The following is a 19561-nucleotide window of genomic DNA, read 5'->3' on the forward strand; positions in this document are numbered from 1 at the left end:
AGGGCGCAAGACCGCCCGTGTTAGCCGTTTGGTGAACAAGGCTCTTTCGACTGTTCACTTTTACAGCACAGTCCATTCTGTGTTTGCCGCCTTTGCCGCAAGCGGTGGTGTCCTCATATTGGCGTGGACAGCGGCGAGGGCCGCACAAACAACAAGGGAAGGAGCAAGACAATGCTCGACCAGATCAAGGGCCTGCATCACGTCACCTCGATGGCGAGGGATGCCCGGCAGAACAATGATTTCTTCACCCACAAGCTCGGCCTGCGCCGCGTCAAGAAGACGGTCAATTTCGACGCGCCCGACGTCTACCATCTTTATTATGGCGACGAGGTTGGCACGCCCGGTTCGGTTATGACCTATTTTCCGTTTCCCAACATCGGCAAGGGCCGTCCCGGCGTCGGCGAAGTCGGCACCACGGTCTACTCCGTCCCGGAAGGCACGCTCGCCTATTGGGAAAAACGCTTCGCCGACCAAGGCGTGAACGGTGTTTCCCGCGAGGAGAGTTTTGGTGAGAAGCGGCTCAGATTTGCCGGCCCCGATGGCGACGGTTTCGCGCTTGTCGAGGACAAGGCCGACAGCAGGGCGCCGTGGAACAAAGGCGGCATTGCGACCGATGAGGCGATCCGCGGCTTCCACTCGGTTTCGCTCAGGCTGAAGGATGGCGGCGCCACCGAGGAGCTGTTGAAATTCATGGGCTACGAGGAAGTCGACAAATCAGGCAATGTCAGACGGCTTGCCGTGAAGAACGGCAACGGCGCCGATGTCGTCGACATCGAATCGCTGCCGACCGCGGCCTTCGCCGACCTTGGCGCCGGCTCGGTGCATCACGTCGCCTTCGCCGTCGAGAACCGCGCCAAGCAGCTCGAAGTGCGCAAGGCGTTGATGGATACGGGCTACGGGGTGACGCCGGTGATCGACCGAGATTATTTCTGGGCGATCTATTTCCGCACGCCGGGCGGCGTTCTGTTCGAAGTCGCCACCAACGAGCCGGGCTTCGACAGGGATGAGGACACCGCACATCTGGGCGAAGCGCTGAAGCTGCCGACGCAGCACCAGCATTTGCGGCCCTATCTCGAACAGCATCTGCAGAAGCTGGAAGGCTGAGCCATGAGCAAGGACGCTTACATCCATAAGGTGCTGCCCGGTTCGCCGGGCGGCCCCATGCTTTTCGTCTTTCACGGCACCGGCGGTGACGAGAGCCAGCTTCTGTCGCCGGGGCGCGATCTCGTGCCCCAGGCCACCATCATCTCGCCGCGCGGCGATGTGTCCGAATATGGCGCGGCGCGCTTCTTTCGCCGCACCGGCGAAGGCGTCTACGACATGGACGACCTGGCGCGGGCAACCGACAAGATGGCCGCCTTCGTCAAGGCGCATGTCGAGGCTGCGAGGCCCTCGATAGTGCTTGGCCTCGGCTATTCCAACGGCGCCAACATATTGGCGTCCGTGGTGTTCGCCGAGCCCGAGCTGTTCGACGCCACGGTGCTGATGCATCCGCTGATCCCGTTCGAACCGCAGGTCCAGGGCAGCCTCGCCGGCCGTCACATGCTGCTGACCGCCGGCAAGCGCGATCCGATCTGCCCGCCGAACCTGACGACGCGTCTCGATGCCTATTTGCGTGCCGACGGTGCCGATGTCACAGTGGAATGGCACGAAGGCGGGCACGAGGTGCGGCCAAATGAAATCGAAGCGGCCCGGCGGCTCTTTGCCGGTGTCGCTCAAGGAGTTTAGACATGCCCGACCAACTGCCTGAAATCGAACTGGAAGACCGCGGCTCCAAGGGGCGCTATGTGCTGCGGGGCCCTGGAGGCGCCGAGGCCGAGATGACCTTCACCAAGATCGGTGAACACCAGATCATCATCGACCACACCGAAGTGCCGGACGCGTTTCGCGGCCAGGGTGCCGGGCTTAGGCTCGTCACCCGCGCCGTCGAGGATGCGCGCGCGGCGGGCAAGAAGATCATCCCGCTTTGCCCGTTCGCCAACGCCCAGTTCCGCCGCCACGCGGAATGGGCCGACGTGCTGAAGCACTAGAGTGTTTCACCGTTTCATGGAAACGGCGAACCACTCTAACTCTTTGTTTTGACGCAATTCCCTAGGGAAAGCGCTACGCGCTTTTCCCGGGAGAACCGCTCACACTTTTCCTGGAATTGCTCTAGGAAGCGCAGGCACGTCATCGACAGGCAGCGAGGGGATAAAAGGGCAGTCCCCGCTGCCGGTTGGCTTTGTCATTTGCCGCGACCAGATATCTTGCCTAGATATGATGTCTCGCCGTGACGACAAACGAACTGAATGATCCCCCGATGACCGAAACCGACCTCGTCCCCGTCTTCGACGGCCACAACGATACGCTGCTCAGGCTGTATCAATCGAAGGACAGGGACGTCGAAAAACTGTTCGTTGAAGGCAAGTCGGGCGGCCATATCGACCTGCCGCGCGCCAAGGCTGGCGGCTTCGCCGGCGGCATGTTCGCGATCTTTCCGCCGCCGGTCGAAAAAGCCAGGCGCAGCGCCGTACCCCTGGCGCCGAGCGACAGCGAGCCGCTGCCGCCGGAGGTGCCGCGCGCCGATGCGCTCAACTCGACGATCGCGATGGCCTCGATCCTGTTTCGGCTGGAACGGGCCGGGGCTCTGGCCGTCTGCCGCACTGCCGGCGATGTGCGCAACGCCATGGCCAAAGGCACGATCGCCGCGGTGTTCCACATCGAGGGCGTCGAGGCGATCGATCCGGAACTGACCATGCTCGACGTGTTGCACGCCGCCGGCCTGCGCTCGCTCGGCATCGTCTGGAGCCGGCCGAATGCCTTTGGCCACGGCGTGCCGTTCCGCTTTCCGTCCTCGCCGGATACCGGCCCGGGGCTGACCGACGCCGGCAAGGCGCTGGTCAAGGCCTGCAACGAACTGAAGATCATGATCGATCTTTCGCATCTCAACGAGAAGGGTTTTCGCGATGTCGCCGGTCTCAGCGACGCGCCGCTGGTCGCCACCCACTCCAACGTGCATGCGCTCTGCACCCATTCGCGCAATCTCACCGACTGGCAGCTCGGCGCCATACGCGAGTCCGGCGGCATGGTCGGGCTGAACTTCGCCACCGGCTTCCTGCGCGAGGACGGCCGCATGAATGCCGACACCAGCCTCGACATCATGGTGCGTCATGTCGATTCCCTGCTGCAGGCGCTGGGCGAGGACGGCGTCGGCCTCGGCTCCGATTTCGACGGGGCGATGATCCCGGCCGTCATCGGCGACGTCGCCGGTCTGCCGAAGCTGATCGATGCCTTGGCGGCGCGTGGTTTTGGCCGTGCCCTGATCGAGAAGATCGCTTACCGCAACTGGCTGAGCATGCTGGAAAGAACCATTGGATAGCGCGCAGGCGCTTACTCGAAGCCGATCCTTTTGAGCCAATCCTTGCCGACGCCGCGATCGCGGATGATCGGCAGCGGGTTCTCCGAATCGAGCCGCGCGCAGATGCGGTAGACCTCGAGCGTCTCGGCGCTCATCTCGCCGCGCTTGTAGAAGAACATGGCGGCGGCATAGCGCGTGCGGCCGGACCATTTTTCGCCGAGCGGCGTGTTGACCAGCTCCCACTGCTCGGCCGCCTCCAGCTCTGCTTCGTCGGCCATGGTCAGAAATCCGCCGGCGGATTGGCGATGCGGCGGTCGAGCTTGATGAAGGGCCGCGCCACGACCTTGGCCCGTTTCATCAGCTTCTGATATTGCAGCTCGCGCATGGCGTAGATCTCGACCCAGAGGTCTTCGACGACAGTATCACCATAGGGCCGCGCCAGCGAGGCGATGGCGATGTTGCGCTTGGCCATCGGCGACCACATGGCGGCGCTGACCAGGCCAACCTCCTGGCTCTTCTTGTGATAGACGATGGCGTGTTCGGCCGGGATGTTGCCCTCGATCTCCAGCCCGACCAGCACATGGCGCAGCTTGCGTTTGGCGCGCGCCTCGAGGATGGCGCGGCGGCCGTTGAAATGGGCTTTCTGCGGATCGATCATGAAGCCGAGACCGATCTCGTCGGGCCTGCGCAAGCGATCGGCGCGGATGGCGTGCTCGGCGGTGGTGAAGTCGGCATTGGCCACGATCAGCCCGGCCTCGAGCCGCGCGCGGTTGAGCGCGGTGTAGCCGACGGCGCGGATGCCGCGCAGCTCGCCGGCTGTCATCAGCCGGTCCCAGAGGCTCAGCGCCTTGTCAGCCGAAACGAACAGTTCGTAGCCGAGATCGCCGGTGAAGCCGGTGCGCGAGATGGTGACGGTTGCGTCGTCGTGCGGGAAATCCGCAAGGTCGAAGACCTTGAGTTTTTCGACACCGGCAAAGCCGGCCTCGCGCAGCACGGCGAAGGAGGTCGGCCCTTGCAGCGCGAGGCCGGCAACAGCTTCGGTTTCTTCGTCGACGGTGACGTCGAAACCAATGGCGCTGTCGAGCAGCCACGGCAGATGCCGCTCCTGCGAACACAAGCGGAAACGCGCCGGCGACAGGCGAAACAGCGTGCCGTCGTCGAGGACAAAGCCCTCGTCGTCACACCATGCCGTGTAATGGACACGGCCGGGCCTGAGCCTGGTGACGTCGCGCAAGGTGACACGGTCGAGGAAGGCTTCGGCATCCGGCCCTTCGATCCGGTATTTGGTCATCGGCGAGATGTCGAACAAAGCCGCCTGGCTGCGGATGGCAAAGTATTCGAGTTCCTCGTCCCACAGCGAATGCGGCGCGCGATAGCCGGCCCAATTGTACCAGTCCTGGGTTTTGGCCAGTGCGTCGAGGCGCGGCTGGAACGGTGTGCCGAGGCGCAGCGTGCGGAAATGAGATTGCGCATCGATGCGGGCCGAGACAGCCGCATCTTCTGTCTTTGCAACGGGCCTCTTCCTGGTTGCCTGGGCCATGACCTATCCCTTCATCGCAATGATGCGTCGCGCGGCGTTGAGGCCTGGGGCGCCGGAGACGCCGCCACCGGGATGCGAGCCGGCGCCGGCCAGGAACAGCCCTTCGAGCGGCGTGTCGTAGCCCGACCAGCCGGAGACGGGCCGCGAGATCAGCATCTGGTCGGCCTGCAGCTCGCCGTGGTGCCAATGGCCGCCGGGCATGCGGTAGCGCGCCTCGATATCGGCCGGTGTCAAAAGCTCGGCGTGAACAACGCTCTCGCCGATGCCAGGCGCGTAAGCCTCGAGCTGCGCCATGATGGCCTCGAGGAATTTCGGCTTGCCCGCAGCCCAGCCCTCCTTCAACGCATAGGGCGCGTATTGCACCACCGCTGAGAGCACACAGGCGCCATCAGGCGCGAGCGATGGATCGGCGAGGCTGGGCAGCGTGATTTCCATCACCGGTTCGGGCGAGAATTCGCCATACTTGCTTGGGTTGAAAGCGCGCTCGACATGGTCGGGCGAGGGCGCAATCACAAGCCGCCCGTTGTGAGCGGCGGCATCGGCGCCGGTGAATTGCGGCGGCCGGTCGAGCGCCAGGTGAAGTTTGGCGGCATCGCCCTTCATGCGGATGTTTTTCATCTTGCGCACGAAACCGGTGTCGATCTCGCGAGGTCCGACAAGGTCGAGGAAAGTGGTTGCCGGACTGATCGCCGAGACAATGGTCCTGGCGCGCAGTTCCTCGCCAGTGTCGAGCGCGACGCCGACGGCATGGCCCTTCTCGACGGTGATTTTTGCCACCGCAACCGATGTGCGGATGGTGACGCCAGCCTTCTCCGCCGCGGACCGAATGGCGGCGACGACGGCGCCCGTACCGCCTTGCGGCAGGACCTGCGCACCGGCCGCTCCACCGGTCTCGCCGGCCAGGCGATAGTAGAGGCCGAGCAACGAGGCCGGCGAGCGCGGGCCGAGATGGCTGCCGAGCGTCGCGTCGAAGGCGAGCAGGCCTTTCAGCCTGTCATCTTCGAGCTGCTCGTCGAGCAGGTCGGCGACGTTCATCAAGAGCACGCGCAGGAAGTCGCGCATGTCTTCCTTGCCGAGTTTTTTCAGCGCCAGGGCGGTCTGGCCGAGCCCTGTGGTCTCCAGCAACGACATGGCGGCGAGATCGGGCGGACGGCGCGACAGGAAGGGCTTCAGTATGCCGGCATAGCGCAGCAATTGCGCGCGCAAGTCTTTCCAGGCCGACTGTTCGGAGGAACTGGTGCCCGTCAGCACCTCACCATAGGCGCCATGCAGCATCAGCGCCGGGCCGTCCTTCGACAGTGCCACCGACGGCAGGAAGTCGGCGCGGGCGAATTGCAGCCCATGCCTCTCCAGGTCCAGCGTCTTCACCACATCGGGATGCAACCGGTTCAGCAGATGAGCGACCGACGAGACGCGAAAGCCCGGGGCAAATTCCTCGGTGCGCGCGGCGCCGCCGACTTCGCTTCCAGCCTCCAGCACCAGCACCTTGCGGCCGGCTTTGGCCAGCGTGGCTGCGGCGACGAGGCCGTTGTGGCCGCCGCCAATGACGATTGCATCAAATGACGTCATGGGCTGGGCTCATATGCGAGGTGGATTTGGCGAGATCGCGCAGGATTTCGGCGGCTGAATTGCGGCCGGGCGCGCCCATGACACCGCCGCCCGGGTGGGTCGAGGAGCCGCACATATAGAGGCCGCCGACCGGCGAGCGGTACTGCGCGTAGCCTGGCACCGGGCGGTTGAACAGAAGCTGGTCGAAGGTCAGTTCGCCCTGGAAAATATTGCCTTCGGTCAAGCCGACCTCCGCTTCGATTTCGCGCGGCGTGCGCACCTCCATATGGACGATGCGGTCACGGAAGCCGGGCGAGTACTCGGCGATCTGTGCAATCACGCTCTCGGCGAAACCGTCGCGATCGGCATCGGTCCAGTCGCGGCCGTTCACCTTGGGCGGCGCGTATTGCACGAAGCAGCTCATGAAGTGCTTGCCTGATGGAGCCATGGTCGGGTCGAGCGTCGTCGGGATGACCATGTCGAGGAAGGGGTCCGCCGACCAGCGCCCGGCCTTCCAGTCGTCATAGGCGCGCTCCATGCGCTCCATCGAATCTGTGAAATGCATGTCGCCGCGATAGACCGGTGAATCCTTCGGCAAAGCGGGGAATTCCGGCAGGGAATCCAGCGCGATGTTGACCTTGCCGGAGGAGCCGCGGATCTTGAAGTTCTTCACCCGGCGCAGGAAAATATCGGGCAGTTCCTTCTCCTCGACGAGCTTCAGGAAGGTGCGCTTCACGTCGGCATTGGAGACGACGAGCTTGCCGTAGATTTCCTCGCCGCCGGCCAGCACCACGCCCTTGGCCTTGCCGCGGCTTACCAGCACATGGTCGACCTCGGCGCCGGTGCGGATGGTGCCGCCCGAGGCCTTGAACGACGCGGCGAGCGCCTTGGTGACGGCACCCATGCCGCCGCGCGCATAGCCCCAGGCACCGACCGAGCCGTCGACCTCGCCCATATAGTGGTGCAAGAGCACATAGGCCGTGCCGGGCGACATCGGGCCGAGCGCGGTGCCGATGATGCCGGACAGAGCGAAGTTCGCCTTGATGACATCGGTCTCGAAATACTCGTCGAGGAAGTCCGAGATCGACATCGTCCAGAAGCGCAGCGTCAGCGCCATCTCTTCGGCCGACAGGCCGGCGAATTTCTTGCCGAGATAAAGAAGCTCGCCAAGGTCGCGCGGCTTGAGGCTGGTCGGGTCGGGCGCGGTGCGCATCAAAAGCGGCTGGATGAAGCGGCACTGCCGCGTCACGTCGCGGGCGTAGCGGTCATAGGCTTCGGCATCGCGCCTGGAGAAGCGGGCGAATTCGCGCCGATGCACATCATGGTCGCGGTAGTTGGCGAGATAGTCTCCGTCGCGGGTGAACACCGCGCCGCCTTCATAGGAAATGACCTGCAGGCCGAAGCGCGGCAGTTCGAGGTCGCGCATGATCTCGGGGCGAAACAGCGAGCAGACATAGGAGCAGTTGGAATAGAGGAAGCCCGGCGTCAGCTCGCGGCTGGTGGCCGCACCCCCGACCCAGTCGTTCTTCTCCACCACCAGCACGTCGAGCCCGGCGCGCTGCAGGTAGCAGGCATTGACCAGGCCATTGTGTCCGCCGCCGATGACGATCGCGTCCCAAGCTTTCATTGTGGCCCAGTCTCTTTGTTTCCAAGCAATTCCCAAGCGAAAACCGCCCACATTGTTCCTGGAATTGCTCTGTGCGACCCGCTGTTCATTTTTGCGTGATCTGTTCCCGAATGCGCGGAATTTGGCACGGTATCGGGCATTCTGTCCAGTCATTCTGAATGAATGTTCAACAAATGATATTGCGTTTTCCCCGGCATGCGCTAGGCTTTGGCGGTGTTCGAAACGGGCATTCATCGATTGGGGATCGAGGGCTGATGATCGCAACGGCAGATGCCGAGTATGACGATACCACCATCCGCTTCCTCGAGGCGCTGTGGGGCGATGGCTACCTGTCGCCGGGCGGCCCTGAAGAGGTCGACCGGGTCGTCGAAGGGCTTTCGTTCGAGGGCAAGACGGTGCTCGACATTGGCTGCGGCTCCGGTGGCATCACGCTGCATCTGGTCGAGCGCCATGGCGCCGCCCACGCCACCGGCTTCGATGTTGAACAGCCGGTGATCGAGGCGGCCAGGCGGCGAGCCGCCGCGCACGGGCTCTCGGACCGCGCCAGCTTCGTCCAGGCGCCACCCGGAGCGCTGCCTTTCGCCGATCGCTCCTTCGATGTCGTCTTTTCCAAGGACGCACTGCTGCATGTGCCTGACAAGGACGGCCTGTTCGCCGAGATCTTCCGCGTGCTGAAACCGGGCGGCGTCTTTGCCGCCTCCAACTGGATGATCGGGCATGACGGCGAACCTTCACCCCAGATGAAGGCCTATATCGCGGCGGAAGGGCTGTCCTTCGCCATGGCCTCGCCGGCGCGCTATGCGCAAGCGATGCGGCGCGCCGGCTTTGCCGATGTCACCGTCACGGACCGTAACCCCTGGTACCGCGAGGTGGCGCGCGGCGAGCTGGAAAGGCTGAAAGGACCGCTCTATGCGCCGGTTGCCGCCGTGGTCGGCGCTGCCTATGTCGACAAGAACATCCGAACCTGGGAGGCCATGCAGAAGGTGCTTGACAGTGGCGAGCACCGTCCCACTCATCTGCGCGGTTGGAAGCCGGATGCGATTGGATAGCCGGCGATGCTGGAGACGATCACACCCATGAAAACGGCAGATGCCAAGGATGCCCTCCTTGAACCGGCGGGGAAAGCCGAGACCGAGAAGCGCGGACGCAAGGCTTCGAAGGAGGTCCGTCAGCTGCAGCTGATCGAGGCGACGATCGATTCGCTGGCCAAGCGCGGCTATGCCGAGACGACGATGGCTGATGTCGCCGATGGCGCGGGCCTGTCGCGTGGCATCGTCAACTTCCATTTCGAGAGCAAGGAAAAGCTGCTGATCGCGACGCTGCAGCACATGTATGACGAGTATTCGGCGCATTGGCGCGCCTCTCTTGAGAAGGCAGGCGACGATCCGGCGCGGCAGCTGCAGCAGCTGGTATGGGCCGACTTCGACCGCTCGATCTGCAACAAGCGCAAGCTCGCTGCCTGGCTGGCCTTCTGGGGCGAGGCCAAGTCGCGTCCGACCTATCAGGCGCTGAGCAGTTCGCGCGATGCCTATTACCAGCAGGTCTTCATCGATCTGTGCACGACGCTCAAGCAGAGTGGCTCATATGCCTATGAGCCGCAGGTGATGGCGCTGGCGCTGTCGGCCATGCTGGAAGGGCTGTGGCTGCGGCTGATGATGGGCACAGAGGACACAACGCGCGAAACTGCCTTGCAGGCCGCCAACGCTTTCTTGGCCGCTGCCTTCCCGAAGCATTACGGTTAGCAACAGCCGGCCACCAAGACCGGCAAGACCAAAAGAGGATGGAACAGCATGAAGAACCTTAGCCGACGCCTGACATTGACATTGGCGCTGGGCGGCGCGCTTGCGGCTTCGGCGGCAGCGTTTGCCGTTGCCGCCGACAAGGACCTGATCGTGTTCGACTGGTCGGGCTACGAGGATGCGAGCTTCCATCCGAAATATGTCGAGAAGCACGGCGATTCGCCGACCTTCGCCTTCTTCGGCGACGAAGACGAGGCGTTCGAGAAGGTGCGCTCGGGTTTCAAGGCCGATCTCGGCCACCCCTGCTCGCAGAGCGTGACGAAGTGGCGCGAGGCGGGTCTCCTGCAGCCGCTCGACACGTCGAAGATCACGGGCTGGAAGGACCTCAATCCCGGCATCATGGCGATGAAAAATCTCGCCACCACCGATGACGGCAAGGCGTGGTTCATGCCTTGGGACTGGGGCAACACGCAGCTCACCTACAACGCCTCCAAGATCGACGCCAAAGAGGTCCAGTCGCTGAAGGCGTTTGCCGATCCGAAGTTCAAGGGCCGGGTGTCGATCGGCGACAATGTCGACGACGCCTATGCGCTGGCGAGCCTCGCCATCGGCCTGAGGGACTGGACCAAGATGACGGACGACCAGTTCAAGCAGGCTTCCGACTTCCTTCGCCAGGTGCACAAGAACGTCCGCTCCTACTGGACCGATACCACCGATATCGTGCAGCTGTTGAGCGGCGGCGAGGTCGACCTCGCCTGGGCCTGGAACGATGCCACGGTGCAGTCCGTCAAGGCGGGCGTGCCGATCAAGTCGGTAAAGGATACGAATGAAGGCATCTCGACCTGGGTCTGCGGCTATGTGCTGTTCAAGGACGCGCCCGGCAACATTGACAAGGCCTATGACTATCTGAACGCCATCAACGATCCGGAGACCGCCAAGGTGCTGGTCAAGGACTGGGGCTATGGCCAGGCCAACGCCAAGGGCATGGCCGGCGTCGATCAGGTGATCCTCAAGGAAAAAGGCTATGACGACGTGCAGAAATTCGTCGACAAGACACTGTTCCAGTCGCCGTTGCCATCCGATCTCAAGCTGAAGATGATCGCCGAATTCGAGAAGATCAAAGCCGGGTATTGAGCGGTGGTTAAAGGTGCTGCGCAGACCTCGATTTTCCCATCATTTGAGACGTTTGCGCCGCCCCTCACCTGCCTGCCGGCATCCGCTCCCCGTATAGTGACTGGGAGAGGGGCGCTCTCATCGATGGTTTCGCCAATCTCCAGCGTTGCAGGAATAGCACCGAGGCTGCCGTCAGCCCCTTTCTCCCCGTCACTGTACGGGGAGAGATGTCCGGCAGGACAATGAGGGGCGGCGCTGACGTTGGCAGGCTCGCCAAATCTCACGAATTCTCTTAACCTCGCGCGAAATCTTCAACGGGGGAATTTCGCCATGACGCCAATGCTACGCCGCCTGGCGCTTGCCGCCGCCTGCGCGATCGGCGCCGGCGCGGCCTATGCCTGGGCGGAAGGCGGCGGCGATCTCGTGGTGTTCGACTGGTCCGGTTACGAGGACCCGCTGCTGCATCCCGCCTATACCGCCAAACACGGCGCCGAGCCGACCTTCGCCTTCTTCGGCGACGAGGACGAAGCCTTCGAGAAGATGCGGGCGGGCTTCGAGACCGATATCGCGCATCCTTGTTCGCAAAGCGTGGCGAAGTGGCGCGACGCGGGCCTGCTGCAGCCGCTCGACACGTCAAAGATCACGGGCTGGAAAGACCTCAATCCCGGCATCATGGCGATGAAGAACCTCGCCACCACGCCCGACGGCAAGGCCTGGTTCATGCCGTTCGACTGGGGCAACACGGCACTGCTCTACCGCACCGACAATGTAACGGCCGATGAGGCGCAGTCGCTGCGGATCCTGGCCGATCCGAAATTCAAGGGTCGCGTCACCATCGGCGACAATGTCGACGATGCCTACGCGCTGGCGAGCCTGGTCATCGGCCTGAAAGACTGGACCAAGATGACCGACGCGCAGTTCAAGGAGGCGTCCGATTTCCTGCGCCAGGTGCACAAGAACGTGCGTCTCTACTGGACCGACTCGAGCGATATCGACCAGGCTTTTTCCGGCAATGAGGTCGACCTTGCCTGGGGTTGGGGCCAGACACTGATCGCGATGAGCGGGCAAGGTGTTCCCATCGCCATGAACCGTGACACCAAGGAAGGCATGTCCACCTGGGTGTGCGGCTACGTGCTGATGAAGGACGCGCCGGGCAAGCTTGACCAGGCCTATGATTTCCTGAACGCGGTCAATGCGCCCGACATTTCGAAATACATGGTCACGACATTCGGCTACGGCCATGGCAACAGCGCCGGCATGGCTGCGATCGACCACAAGGTGCTGGCCGAGCGCGGTTTCGACGATATCGGCAAGTTCCTCGACAAGACCCTGTTCCAGCAGCCGATCGCGCCCGAACTGAAGAAGCGCATGGTCGACGAATTCGAGAAGATCAAGGCCGGCTATTGACGGACGAACTGGAAAGAACCGACGTCGTCATCGTCGGTGCCGGCTTCACCGGCCTGTCGGCGGCGCTTGAGCTGAAGCAGGCTGGCATCGATTTCGTGCTGATCGAGGCGCGCGATCGTGTCGGCGGACGGGTGGAGGCCGTTCGGAATGGACTTGGCGAGCGCATCGACAGCGGCGGCCAATTCCTGTGCGAGGACATGCCGGAAGTGATGGCGCTGGCGAAGGCGCGCGACAAGACATTCGTCGAAACCTATGTCGAGGGCGACTTCACCACACATCCGTCGATGCAGCCCAAGGACGCCAAGCAGACCTATTACGGCGCGATGGCGATCCGCGAGCGCATGAACGGCATCGAGCCGGACGACCCGTCGATTGCCGGCATGAGTGTCGCGGGCTGGCTGGAACAACAGCATGATCCCATCGATGCCAAGACGGCTTTCCGCTCGATGATCGAAGGCCTGTGGTGCCTGCCAATGGACAAGGTGCCGCTCTGGCACCTGATCGACAATGACCGGCGCATCACCAACGAGGTGCCCGAGCTGCAGTATTCCCTGCGCGAGACCATGCAATCGCTGGCCGAGGATCTGGCTGGCGATCTCGGCGACCGGGTGCGGCTTGGCGAACCGGTCACGCGTGTCGAGCACGGGTCGCAAGGCGTTCGTGTCGTCACGGGCAATGGCGTGATCCAAGCGCGTCAGGTGCTGGTCGCCCTGCCGCCGGCGACGGCCGCGAAGCTCGTTTTCGCGCCGGCCCTGCCGGCGACACTCGCGAAGGCGCTTGGCGTCTGGGAGAGCGGCGCGGTGATCAAGATCCTGGTGCGCTATCCCAAGCCATTCTGGCGCGAGCAGGGTTTGAGCGGCATGGTGATGTGGCGCGATCTGCCGGGGCTGTTTGCCTGCGACGCCAGCAGGGACGCGGAGCATGCCGCGCTCGTCGTCTTCGTCGGCGGGCCGCTGGCGCTCGCCTGGCGTGCGCTGGACGAGGCGGCGCTGCGGGTGGAAGTGGTCACCCGATTGCAGAAGGCCCTCGGGCCGGATGCCGGCGATGCCGTCGATTTCAGCTCACGCGACTGGATAGGGGATCGCTGGAGCGGCGGCGCCTATAGCGACCTCATCGTCGACGTGACGGCGAGGGATGCCGAGCGAACGATTCTTTCGGGTGCGCCGCCGGTGCATTTCGGCGCTTCGGAACTGTCGCCGTCATTCCCCGGCTATGTCGAGGGCGCGATCGTCGCCGGGCGTATCGCGGCGCGCAAGATCTTGGCGCAGCTTCAATCCCCCATCGCCACCAGCGCCTCGGGATCGTAGGCAAGGCGGATCGGGGTGCCGACGGGAATGTCGTCGGCGCCGAAATCGTTGGTCTCGGTCACCGACAGCGGCTTTTCCAGCCCCGGTATCTCGACGATCAGATGGGTGATTTCGCCGAAATAGTGGCGTTCGACCACCTTGCCGGCAACCTCGAATTTAGCCGTCGCATTGTCCCACAGCACGCGCAGACGCTCGGGGCGGATTCCCAGCGTGGCCGCGCCGCCATTGCGCACGAAGGCCTTCGGCTTGTCGGTTTTCACTCGGCCGAATCCCAGAGTGTCGACGATCAGCGAAGCGCCGTTCTCCTCGACGATCTCGGCCTTGACGAAGTTCATGCCGCCGAGGAAGTCGGCGACCTGGCGGTTGACCGGGCGCTGGTAGATTTCCTTGGGCGAGGCGACCTGCGCGATCCTACCGCCGAACATCACCGCGATGCGGTCGGACATTGCGAGCGCCTCATACTGGTCATGGGTGACCAGCACGAAGGTGATGCCGACGGCCTGCTGCAGGCGGCGCAACTCGACCTGCATCTGCTCGCGCAATTTCTTGTCGAGCGCCGACAGCGGTTCGTCGAGCAGCAGCACCTTGGGCCGCATGACCAGCGCGCGGGCGAGCGCCACACGCTGGCGCTGGCCGCCGGACAGTTCTGTCGCCAGCCGCTTGCCGAGCCCGGTCAGAGAGACCTGCGCCAGCGCCTCCTCGACGCGGCGTTTCTCCTCGCCGCCCTGCAGCTTCAGCCGCTTCAGCCCATAGGCGACGTTCTGCTCGACATTGAGGTGCGGGAAGATCGCGTAGCTCTGGAACACCATGTTGGTCGGCCGGCGGTTGGCAGGGATGCCTTCCATCGGCTGGCCGCCGACCGCGATCGATCCGCTGGTTGGGTTGTCGAAGCCGGCGATCATGCGCAAAAGCGTGGTCTTGCCGCAGCCGGACGGGCCGAGCAGCGAAAAGAATTCGCCCTCCCTTATGGTCAGGGACGCGTCGTCCAGCGCCTTGAACGATCCATAGCTGCGGGTGACGTTGCGGATCTCGATCATGGCTCGGTCAGATTGGGCTCGGTCAGACTGGGCCCGATCGGATTGAGGGCGCTCGATCTGCGGCTGTTCAGGCATAGAGGCCTCCCTCGTTCCGGGTGCGTCTGGCAGCGCGGCGGCGCAGGATTTCGGCTATTGTCATCAACAGGAAGGAGGCAACCAGAAGCAGCGTGCCCAGCGCCAGCACGCCGGGCAGTTTCGAGGCGAAGCGCAACTGGCCCCAGATGTAGATCGGCAGCGTCGCTTCGGTGCCGGTCAGGAAGAAGGCTATGATGAACTCGTCGAGCGAGAGGGTGAAGCAGACGAGCAGGCTGGAGATGATGGCCGGCGCCACCATCGGCAGCGTCACGCGGCGGAAGGTGCCGAAGGCGCTTTCGCCGAGATCGGCGGAGGCTTCCTCCAGGCTGCGGTCGAAACCTTCGAATCCGGAGGTCAGCACCGTCATCGAATAGGGAATGCAGACCAGCACATGGCCGAGCACGACGGTGAACAGGGAGAGGCTGAGGCCTAGTTGCAGCATGACCAGCAGCATCGAGATGGCGACGATCACCTCGGGCAGCACCAGAGGCGCCATGATCAGGCCGTTGATGGCGCGGCGCCCGGGATAGCGGTAGCGGGTGATCGAACGGGCGGCGAGGATGCCGAGCACGGTGGCCAGAACCGAGGCGCAGACGCCGACTTTCAGGCTGTTCCAGGCGGCATCGAGCAGGGCCGGTGTGTGCGGCAGGTCCGCATACCATTGCAGCGTGAAGCCGGTGAGCGGGAATTTCGGCGTCGGCGCCGTGTTGATCGAGAAGATCGGCAGGAAGATGACGGGCAGGTAAAGGAAGACGATATAGAGGAACGCATAGACGGACAGCCAGCCGCCTGACAGGAAGCCCCGCGCCCTCATCGTGCCAGCCTCTGCAGTGCGCGGATGATCAGCACCGTGGCGCCGGCCATCAGGGTGACGATCAGCATGGTGGTGACGGAAAGGGCGGCCCCAAGCGGCCAGTTGGCGGCCTTGCCGAACTGCGCCTGGATGGCGTTGGCGATCATGACGCCGTCCTTGCCGCCGACCAGCTTCGGCGTGACATAGTCGCCGACGGTCGGGATCATGACGATCAGCGCCGCCGAGATGACGCCCGGCGCCGACAGCGGCAATGTCACGCGCAGGAATGAACGCAAGGGACCATCGCCGAGATCGGTGGCTGCCTCGACCAGCGTGCGGTCGACTTTTTCCAGCGAGACGAAGATCGGCAGGATGGCGAAGGCCGCCCAGGCGTGGGTGAGGGTGATGATGACGGCGCTCGAATTGTAGAGTAGCGCCGTCGACGGCTCGTCGATGATGCCGAGGCCCATCAGGCCGGAATTCAAGACGCCATTGTAGCCGAGGATGACCTTCCACGACATCACGCGCAAGAGGTAGCTGGTCCAGAACGGAATGGTGATGAGGAACAGCCACAGGCTCTTGTGGCGGCCGCCATGGAAGGAAATGAAATAGGCGATCGGGTAGGCGAGGATGACGGTGAACAGGCTGACCGTCAGCGAGATGTAGAGCGAGCGCCACAACAGATCGCGGTAGATCGGCTCGGTCAGCGCCACGCGGTAGTTTTCCAGCGTGAAGGTGCGGTCGATGGTCAGGTAGTGCTGCGTCCAGAAGGAGTGGGCGATGACCACCAGGATCGGCAGGACCAGCAGGATGAGGGCGTAGAGAAAGGTCGGGCTGATCAGGGCAAAGCCCTGGACGGGTTCGGATTGCAGAAGGGCATTTCGTCTGGCCCGCGTCATGCGCAACGGGGGCGACCCTTCCACAGCCGCCGTCATTGCCAGACTCCAGGCGGCCAGACTCCGGGGAGCAGGGCTCCGGGCGTGATCTCGGTTGCTGGCCTGGACTGTTCCGCCATGCGGCATCCCATTGTGCTGACGCCGGCTGTTTGTTCCCACTTATCCCTGGAACGCGATCGAAAACAAAACCGGTGACCACTTTTGCTGGTCGCGTTCCTAGCTTGCCGGCTTTCTTTCATCATGCGCGCATCCGTGGATTGAAATCAAGCGCTATTTCTGAGATATTGATTGAACGGACATTCAAAATTAGGTGAAGAAAGCCGCCATTTCCGGCCTTTGCCGCCGAGTTTGAAGCTCAAGAAAAAATCGACAGAGATGTGGAGACGACAATGGCTGCAGTGAGGGACCTGAAGGCGACCGAAATGGCGGCGGCCGGTGGCGACGATGCCATTGAACTGGGCAAGCGCCATCTCATCCAGCCCTGGCCTTATGCCGGTTCCGTCGGTGCGGAAGCCCGCGCGCTGATCGGCGAGGGCGACGGCATCTACATCACCGACAGCACCGGCAAGCGGCTGATCGACGGGCCTGCCGGCATGTGGTGCGTCAATGTCGGCCACCGCCGCGAGGAACTGGCCAGGGTGATGTACGAGCAGGCGATGGCGCTGTCCTACAACACGCCCTGGTACACGATGAACGCGCCGTCGGCCGAACTTGCCATGCGCATCGCTGGCCATGCGCCTGATGATCTAAGCCATGTCTTCTACACGACCGGCGGCTCGTCGGCCGTGGAGACGGCGCTGCGCTTCATGCAGTTCTACAACAATGTGCGGGGCCGGCCGGAAAAGAAGCTGATCCTGTCGCGCGGCGGCGCCTATCATGGCTCGACCTATCTGTCGGCCTCGCTCAATGGCCGCCCGCGCGACCGCGACTGGATGGACGGCGCCGACGAGCTGGTGATCAAACTGTCCTCGCCCGATCCGTTCCGCCGCCCGCAAGGCATGAGCCTTGCCGCCTTCACCGACTTCCTCGTCGATCAGTTCCGCGACACTGTCGCCCGTGTCGGCGCCGACAAGATCGGCGCGTTCGTCGGCGAGCCCGTGCAGGCATCGGGGGGTGTCGTGATCCCGCCGGACGGCTATCTCAAGCGCATCCGCGAGATCTGCCGCGACAACGATATCCTCTATGTCTCCGACGAGGTGGTGACGGGCTTCGGCCGGCTTGGCCATATCTTCGCCTCGGGCGACGTGTTCGGCATCGATCCCGACATGATCACCTTCGCCAAGGGCGTCACCTCGGGCTATTTCCCGCTCGGCGGCGTCATCATCTCGGAACGGCTGCTGCAGGAGTTGCGCCGTTCGAACCATCCCGACGCGATGTTCGGCCATGGCCTGACCTATACCAGCCACCCCGTCGGCTGCGCCGTGGCGTTGAAAAACCTCGACCTGCTGGAAGAGAGCGTGCTTTCGCACACGCGCGCCGTCGCGCCCTATTTCCAGGCGCAGCTGAAGACGCTGGAAGAGCTGCCGCTGGTCGGCGAGGTGCGCGGCGCCGGACTGATGGGCTGCGTCGAATGCGTCGCCGACCGCGAAAGCAAGGACCCTCTGCAGCTCGACAAGGATGTCGGCAAACGCATCGACGCCCACTGCCATGAGCTCGGCCTGCTGGTGCGGCCGCTGATCAACATGTGCGTGATGTCGCCGCCGCTGATCATCACGCGCGAACAGATCGACGACATGGTCGGCATCTTGCGCGAGGGCATTTCGCGGACCATGGATGATCTGAGGAAAGAAGGCGTGTGGCGGGGGTAAAATTATCCCTTCTCCCCGTTTCACGGGGAGAAGGGAGCTACGACCGCGACCTCAGCGCGTCGTTCAAATTCCACATGTCCTTCTCCTCCGGCGCCGTCTCCAAGCCCAGCACCGGCAGCATCTTGCGCAGATGATCGTGGTGCGTGCGCACGCCATATTCGAGGTCGGAGAGATAAAAGCCCTCGAAGGCTTCGGACAGCATGGATTCGTTCGACCACACCGACAGCTGGACATCTTCCGACATGGTGTCGCGGTCGATGCGGAAGGACAGGTAGCGGGCGGCGGCCTGTTCGCGGCTTTCGTCGCGGTAGCGGTAGATGGCGCCGCGCAGCAGGGTCTCGCCCGTCGACAGCGGAAACTCCTGATAGAACTGCACGGATTCCGGCATCACCGAAATGACCGCGTTGGGGAAGATGCCGTAATAGACCCAGGCCTTCTTCAGATAGTCCGGCAGATGCGCCGGCTCCGGCGCGATCTTGACGTAGTTCTTGACGCTCCAGCGGCGGCCGGCATGCGGATTGTAGGTGGCGAAGGAGCGCGACACGCCATTGATGAAGGGCTCGTCGAAATAGGTCGCGCCATAAAGATCCTGCAGGGCAGGGTGGGCCATGGCGACGTGATAGCCCTCATTGTCGACATCGCGCACCGACTTCCAGTTGACCGGCGTCCTCTGGGTCCAGATGCCCCAGGACGGCACCATGCCGGCGGCCTTGTAATGCGCGAATTCGGGCTCGATCGGCTTCATCAGCTCAGCGACCGAAGGCTGCGGTCCGCCATTGCGGAAGCGGATGAAGATAAAACCCATCCAGACTTCGAGGTCGAGCTGCATCAGGCCGAACTCGGTCTTGTCGAGATCGGGGAAGGAGCGCGGGCGCGCGGCGCCGCGTAGCGTGCCGTCGAGATTGTAGACCCAGCCATGGAACGGGCACACCAGCGCGTTCTTGCAATTGCCCTGGCTGTCGGCGACGACACGGCTGCCGCGGTGGCGGCACATATTGTTGAAGCCGCGCACGACGCCGTCCTTGCCGCGCACGATCAAGGCGCGTTCGCCGACCACATCCATGGTCAGATAGTCGCCGGCGTTCGGGATGTCGCAGACATGGCCGACGATCTGCCAATGATTGCGGAAAACATGCTCCTTCTCGAGCTCGAGAAGGGCATCGGAATGGTAACTCCAGCCCGGTAGTCCCCGCCGGTCCCAATCGTTGGGGATCGCCACGTCACGGAGGTGCGGGTTCATAAAACGTCTCTTCTTTTTGTTGAATAATCATTCAATAAAATCATATTTTGCATTGAAATGCAATGGTTTGCGAAAACTTGAAAGATTTCGTGCC

At 63.3% G+C, this 19561-nt stretch carries 18 protein-coding genes; 10 read left to right on the top strand and 8 right to left on the bottom strand.

Annotation, left to right across the window (positions count from 1 at the left end; translation table 11 throughout):
- Window positions 1-171: 171 nt before the first annotated feature.
- The 4 genes from JG747_RS07180 to JG747_RS07195 all read left to right on the top strand — a co-directional run bounded on the left by JG747_RS07180 (window position 172) and on the right by JG747_RS07195 (window position 3358).
- Entirely contained in the window at window positions 172-1104 is a 933-nt protein-coding gene (locus JG747_RS07180) for a VOC family protein (protein WP_038653450.1), read from the top strand.
- A gap of 3 nt (window positions 1105-1107) precedes the next feature.
- Window positions 1108-1728, top strand: coding sequence for an alpha/beta hydrolase (locus JG747_RS07185; protein WP_202361456.1), 621 nt, complete (start codon window positions 1108-1110; stop codon window positions 1726-1728).
- A 2-nt stretch (window positions 1729-1730) separates the two neighbouring features.
- On the top strand, window positions 1731-2030 hold the full coding sequence (locus tag JG747_RS07190) for a GNAT family N-acetyltransferase (protein WP_010911871.1): 300 nt from the start codon (window positions 1731-1733) through the stop codon (window positions 2028-2030).
- Window positions 2031-2299: 269 nt separating this feature from the next.
- A complete protein-coding gene (locus tag JG747_RS07195) occupies window positions 2300-3358 on the top strand; it encodes a dipeptidase (RefSeq protein ID WP_064981710.1) in 1059 nt (352 codons plus the stop codon).
- Between the two features lie 11 nt (window positions 3359-3369).
- Here the strand turns inward: JG747_RS07195 and JG747_RS07200 are convergent, their stop codons facing one another.
- The 4 genes from JG747_RS07200 to JG747_RS07215 are packed head-to-tail and all read right to left on the bottom strand — an operon-like array spanning window position 3370 to window position 8052.
- Window positions 3370-3615: a hypothetical protein gene (locus JG747_RS07200; protein WP_064981080.1), complete on the bottom strand. Its 246-nt coding sequence runs from the start codon at window positions 3613-3615 to the stop codon at window positions 3370-3372.
- Between the two features lie 2 nt (window positions 3616-3617).
- On the bottom strand, window positions 3618-4877 hold the full coding sequence (locus JG747_RS07205) for an aminomethyltransferase family protein (protein ID WP_202361457.1): 1260 nt from the start codon (window positions 4875-4877) through the stop codon (window positions 3618-3620).
- A gap of 3 nt (window positions 4878-4880) precedes the next feature.
- The gene (locus tag JG747_RS07210) at window positions 4881-6446 is read right to left on the bottom strand and encodes a phytoene desaturase family protein (protein ID WP_202361458.1); all 1566 of its coding nucleotides are present in this window, start codon (window positions 6444-6446) and stop codon (window positions 4881-4883) included.
- Window positions 6433-8052 (bottom strand): phytoene desaturase family protein, encoded by a 1620-nt coding sequence (locus JG747_RS07215; protein ID WP_064981074.1) that lies wholly within the window; start codon window positions 8050-8052, stop codon window positions 6433-6435. The genes JG747_RS07210 and JG747_RS07215 overlap by 14 nt, the downstream gene beginning before the upstream one ends.
- A 254-nt stretch (window positions 8053-8306) precedes the next feature.
- Between JG747_RS07215 and JG747_RS07220 the strand changes: the two genes are divergently transcribed.
- From JG747_RS07220 to JG747_RS07240, 5 genes are all read left to right on the top strand, one after another.
- A complete protein-coding gene (locus tag JG747_RS07220; protein WP_202361459.1) occupies window positions 8307-9101 on the top strand; it encodes a class I SAM-dependent methyltransferase in 795 nt (264 codons plus the stop codon).
- Between the two features lie 6 nt (window positions 9102-9107).
- Window positions 9108-9794, top strand: coding sequence for a transcriptional regulator BetI (gene betI / locus JG747_RS07225; protein WP_019861571.1), 687 nt, complete (start codon window positions 9108-9110; stop codon window positions 9792-9794).
- A gap of 48 nt (window positions 9795-9842) precedes the next feature.
- Window positions 9843-10925: an ABC transporter substrate-binding protein gene (locus JG747_RS07230; RefSeq protein ID WP_202361460.1), complete on the top strand. Its 1083-nt coding sequence runs from the start codon at window positions 9843-9845 to the stop codon at window positions 10923-10925.
- A gap of 309 nt (window positions 10926-11234) precedes the next feature.
- Entirely contained in the window at window positions 11235-12311 is a 1077-nt protein-coding gene (locus JG747_RS07235) for an extracellular solute-binding protein (RefSeq protein ID WP_038650075.1), read from the top strand.
- Complete coding sequence (locus tag JG747_RS07240) at window positions 12308-13618, top strand: flavin monoamine oxidase family protein (protein ID WP_038650072.1); 1311 nt, start codon at window positions 12308-12310, stop codon at window positions 13616-13618. Before JG747_RS07235 ends, JG747_RS07240 begins: the two co-directional genes overlap by 4 nt.
- Here the strand turns inward: JG747_RS07240 and JG747_RS07245 are convergent.
- From JG747_RS07245 to JG747_RS07255, 3 genes are all read right to left on the bottom strand, one after another.
- Entirely contained in the window at window positions 13582-14655 is a 1074-nt protein-coding gene (locus tag JG747_RS07245; protein WP_019861565.1) for an ABC transporter ATP-binding protein, read from the bottom strand. The two genes, JG747_RS07240 and JG747_RS07245, sit on opposite strands and share 37 nt — an antisense overlap.
- 67 nt (window positions 14656-14722) lie before the next feature.
- Window positions 14723-15544, bottom strand: a complete 822-nt coding sequence (locus tag JG747_RS07250) for an ABC transporter permease (protein ID WP_202361461.1) — start codon at window positions 15542-15544, stop codon at window positions 14723-14725.
- A complete protein-coding gene (locus tag JG747_RS07255) occupies window positions 15541-16458 on the bottom strand; it encodes an ABC transporter permease (protein ID WP_032931941.1) in 918 nt (305 codons plus the stop codon). The genes JG747_RS07250 and JG747_RS07255 overlap by 4 nt, the downstream gene beginning before the upstream one ends.
- Window positions 16459-16808: 350 nt before the next feature.
- On the opposite strand from JG747_RS07255, the gene JG747_RS07260 reads away from it, so the two are divergent.
- Window positions 16809-18227 carry an aminotransferase gene (locus JG747_RS07260; RefSeq protein ID WP_202361462.1) on the top strand — a complete coding sequence of 473 codons (1419 nt, stop codon included), beginning with the start codon at window positions 16809-16811 and terminating at the stop codon, window positions 18225-18227.
- A gap of 37 nt (window positions 18228-18264) precedes the next feature.
- On the opposite strand, the gene JG747_RS07265 is transcribed toward JG747_RS07260, so the two are convergent.
- Complete coding sequence (locus JG747_RS07265) at window positions 18265-19467, bottom strand: aromatic ring-hydroxylating oxygenase subunit alpha (RefSeq protein WP_202361463.1); 1203 nt, start codon at window positions 19465-19467, stop codon at window positions 18265-18267.
- Window positions 19468-19561 lie beyond the last annotated feature (94 nt).

The sequence above is a fragment of the Mesorhizobium sp. 131-3-5 genome, from assembly GCF_016756575.1.
Taxonomy (GTDB): Bacteria; Pseudomonadota; Alphaproteobacteria; order Rhizobiales; family Rhizobiaceae; genus Mesorhizobium; species Mesorhizobium jarvisii.

What these genes read in the sequence shown, in the direction of transcription:
- JG747_RS07180 (WP_038653450.1), top strand. Translation starts at nt 172, where the DNA reads ATGCTCGACCAGATCAAGGGCCTGCATCACGTCACCTCGATGGCGAGG.
- JG747_RS07185 (WP_202361456.1), top strand. Translation starts at nt 1,108, where the DNA reads ATGAGCAAGGACGCTTACATCCATAAGGTGCTGCCCGGTTCGCCGGGC.
- JG747_RS07190 (WP_010911871.1), top strand. Translation starts at nt 1,731, where the DNA reads ATGCCCGACCAACTGCCTGAAATCGAACTGGAAGACCGCGGCTCCAAG.
- JG747_RS07195 (WP_064981710.1), top strand. Translation starts at nt 2,300, where the DNA reads ATGACCGAAACCGACCTCGTCCCCGTCTTCGACGGCCACAACGATACG.
- JG747_RS07200 (WP_064981080.1), bottom strand. Translation starts at nt 3,615, where the DNA reads ATGGCCGACGAAGCAGAGCTGGAGGCGGCCGAGCAGTGGGAGCTGGTC.
- JG747_RS07205 (WP_202361457.1), bottom strand. Translation starts at nt 4,877, where the DNA reads ATGGCCCAGGCAACCAGGAAGAGGCCCGTTGCAAAGACAGAAGATGCG.
- JG747_RS07210 (WP_202361458.1), bottom strand. Translation starts at nt 6,446, where the DNA reads ATGACGTCATTTGATGCAATCGTCATTGGCGGCGGCCACAACGGCCTC.
- JG747_RS07215 (WP_064981074.1), bottom strand. Translation starts at nt 8,052, where the DNA reads ATGAAAGCTTGGGACGCGATCGTCATCGGCGGCGGACACAATGGCCTG.
- JG747_RS07220 (WP_202361459.1), top strand. Translation starts at nt 8,307, where the DNA reads ATGATCGCAACGGCAGATGCCGAGTATGACGATACCACCATCCGCTTC.
- betI (WP_019861571.1), top strand. Translation starts at nt 9,108, where the DNA reads ATGCTGGAGACGATCACACCCATGAAAACGGCAGATGCCAAGGATGCC.
- JG747_RS07230 (WP_202361460.1), top strand. Translation starts at nt 9,843, where the DNA reads ATGAAGAACCTTAGCCGACGCCTGACATTGACATTGGCGCTGGGCGGC.
- JG747_RS07235 (WP_038650075.1), top strand. Translation starts at nt 11,235, where the DNA reads ATGACGCCAATGCTACGCCGCCTGGCGCTTGCCGCCGCCTGCGCGATC.
- JG747_RS07245 (WP_019861565.1), bottom strand. Translation starts at nt 14,655, where the DNA reads ATGATCGAGATCCGCAACGTCACCCGCAGCTATGGATCGTTCAAGGCG.
- JG747_RS07250 (WP_202361461.1), bottom strand. Translation starts at nt 15,544, where the DNA reads ATGAGGGCGCGGGGCTTCCTGTCAGGCGGCTGGCTGTCCGTCTATGCG.
- JG747_RS07255 (WP_032931941.1), bottom strand. Translation starts at nt 16,458, where the DNA reads ATGACGGCGGCTGTGGAAGGGTCGCCCCCGTTGCGCATGACGCGGGCC.
- JG747_RS07260 (WP_202361462.1), top strand. Translation starts at nt 16,809, where the DNA reads ATGGCTGCAGTGAGGGACCTGAAGGCGACCGAAATGGCGGCGGCCGGT.
- JG747_RS07265 (WP_202361463.1), bottom strand. Translation starts at nt 19,467, where the DNA reads ATGAACCCGCACCTCCGTGACGTGGCGATCCCCAACGATTGGGACCGG.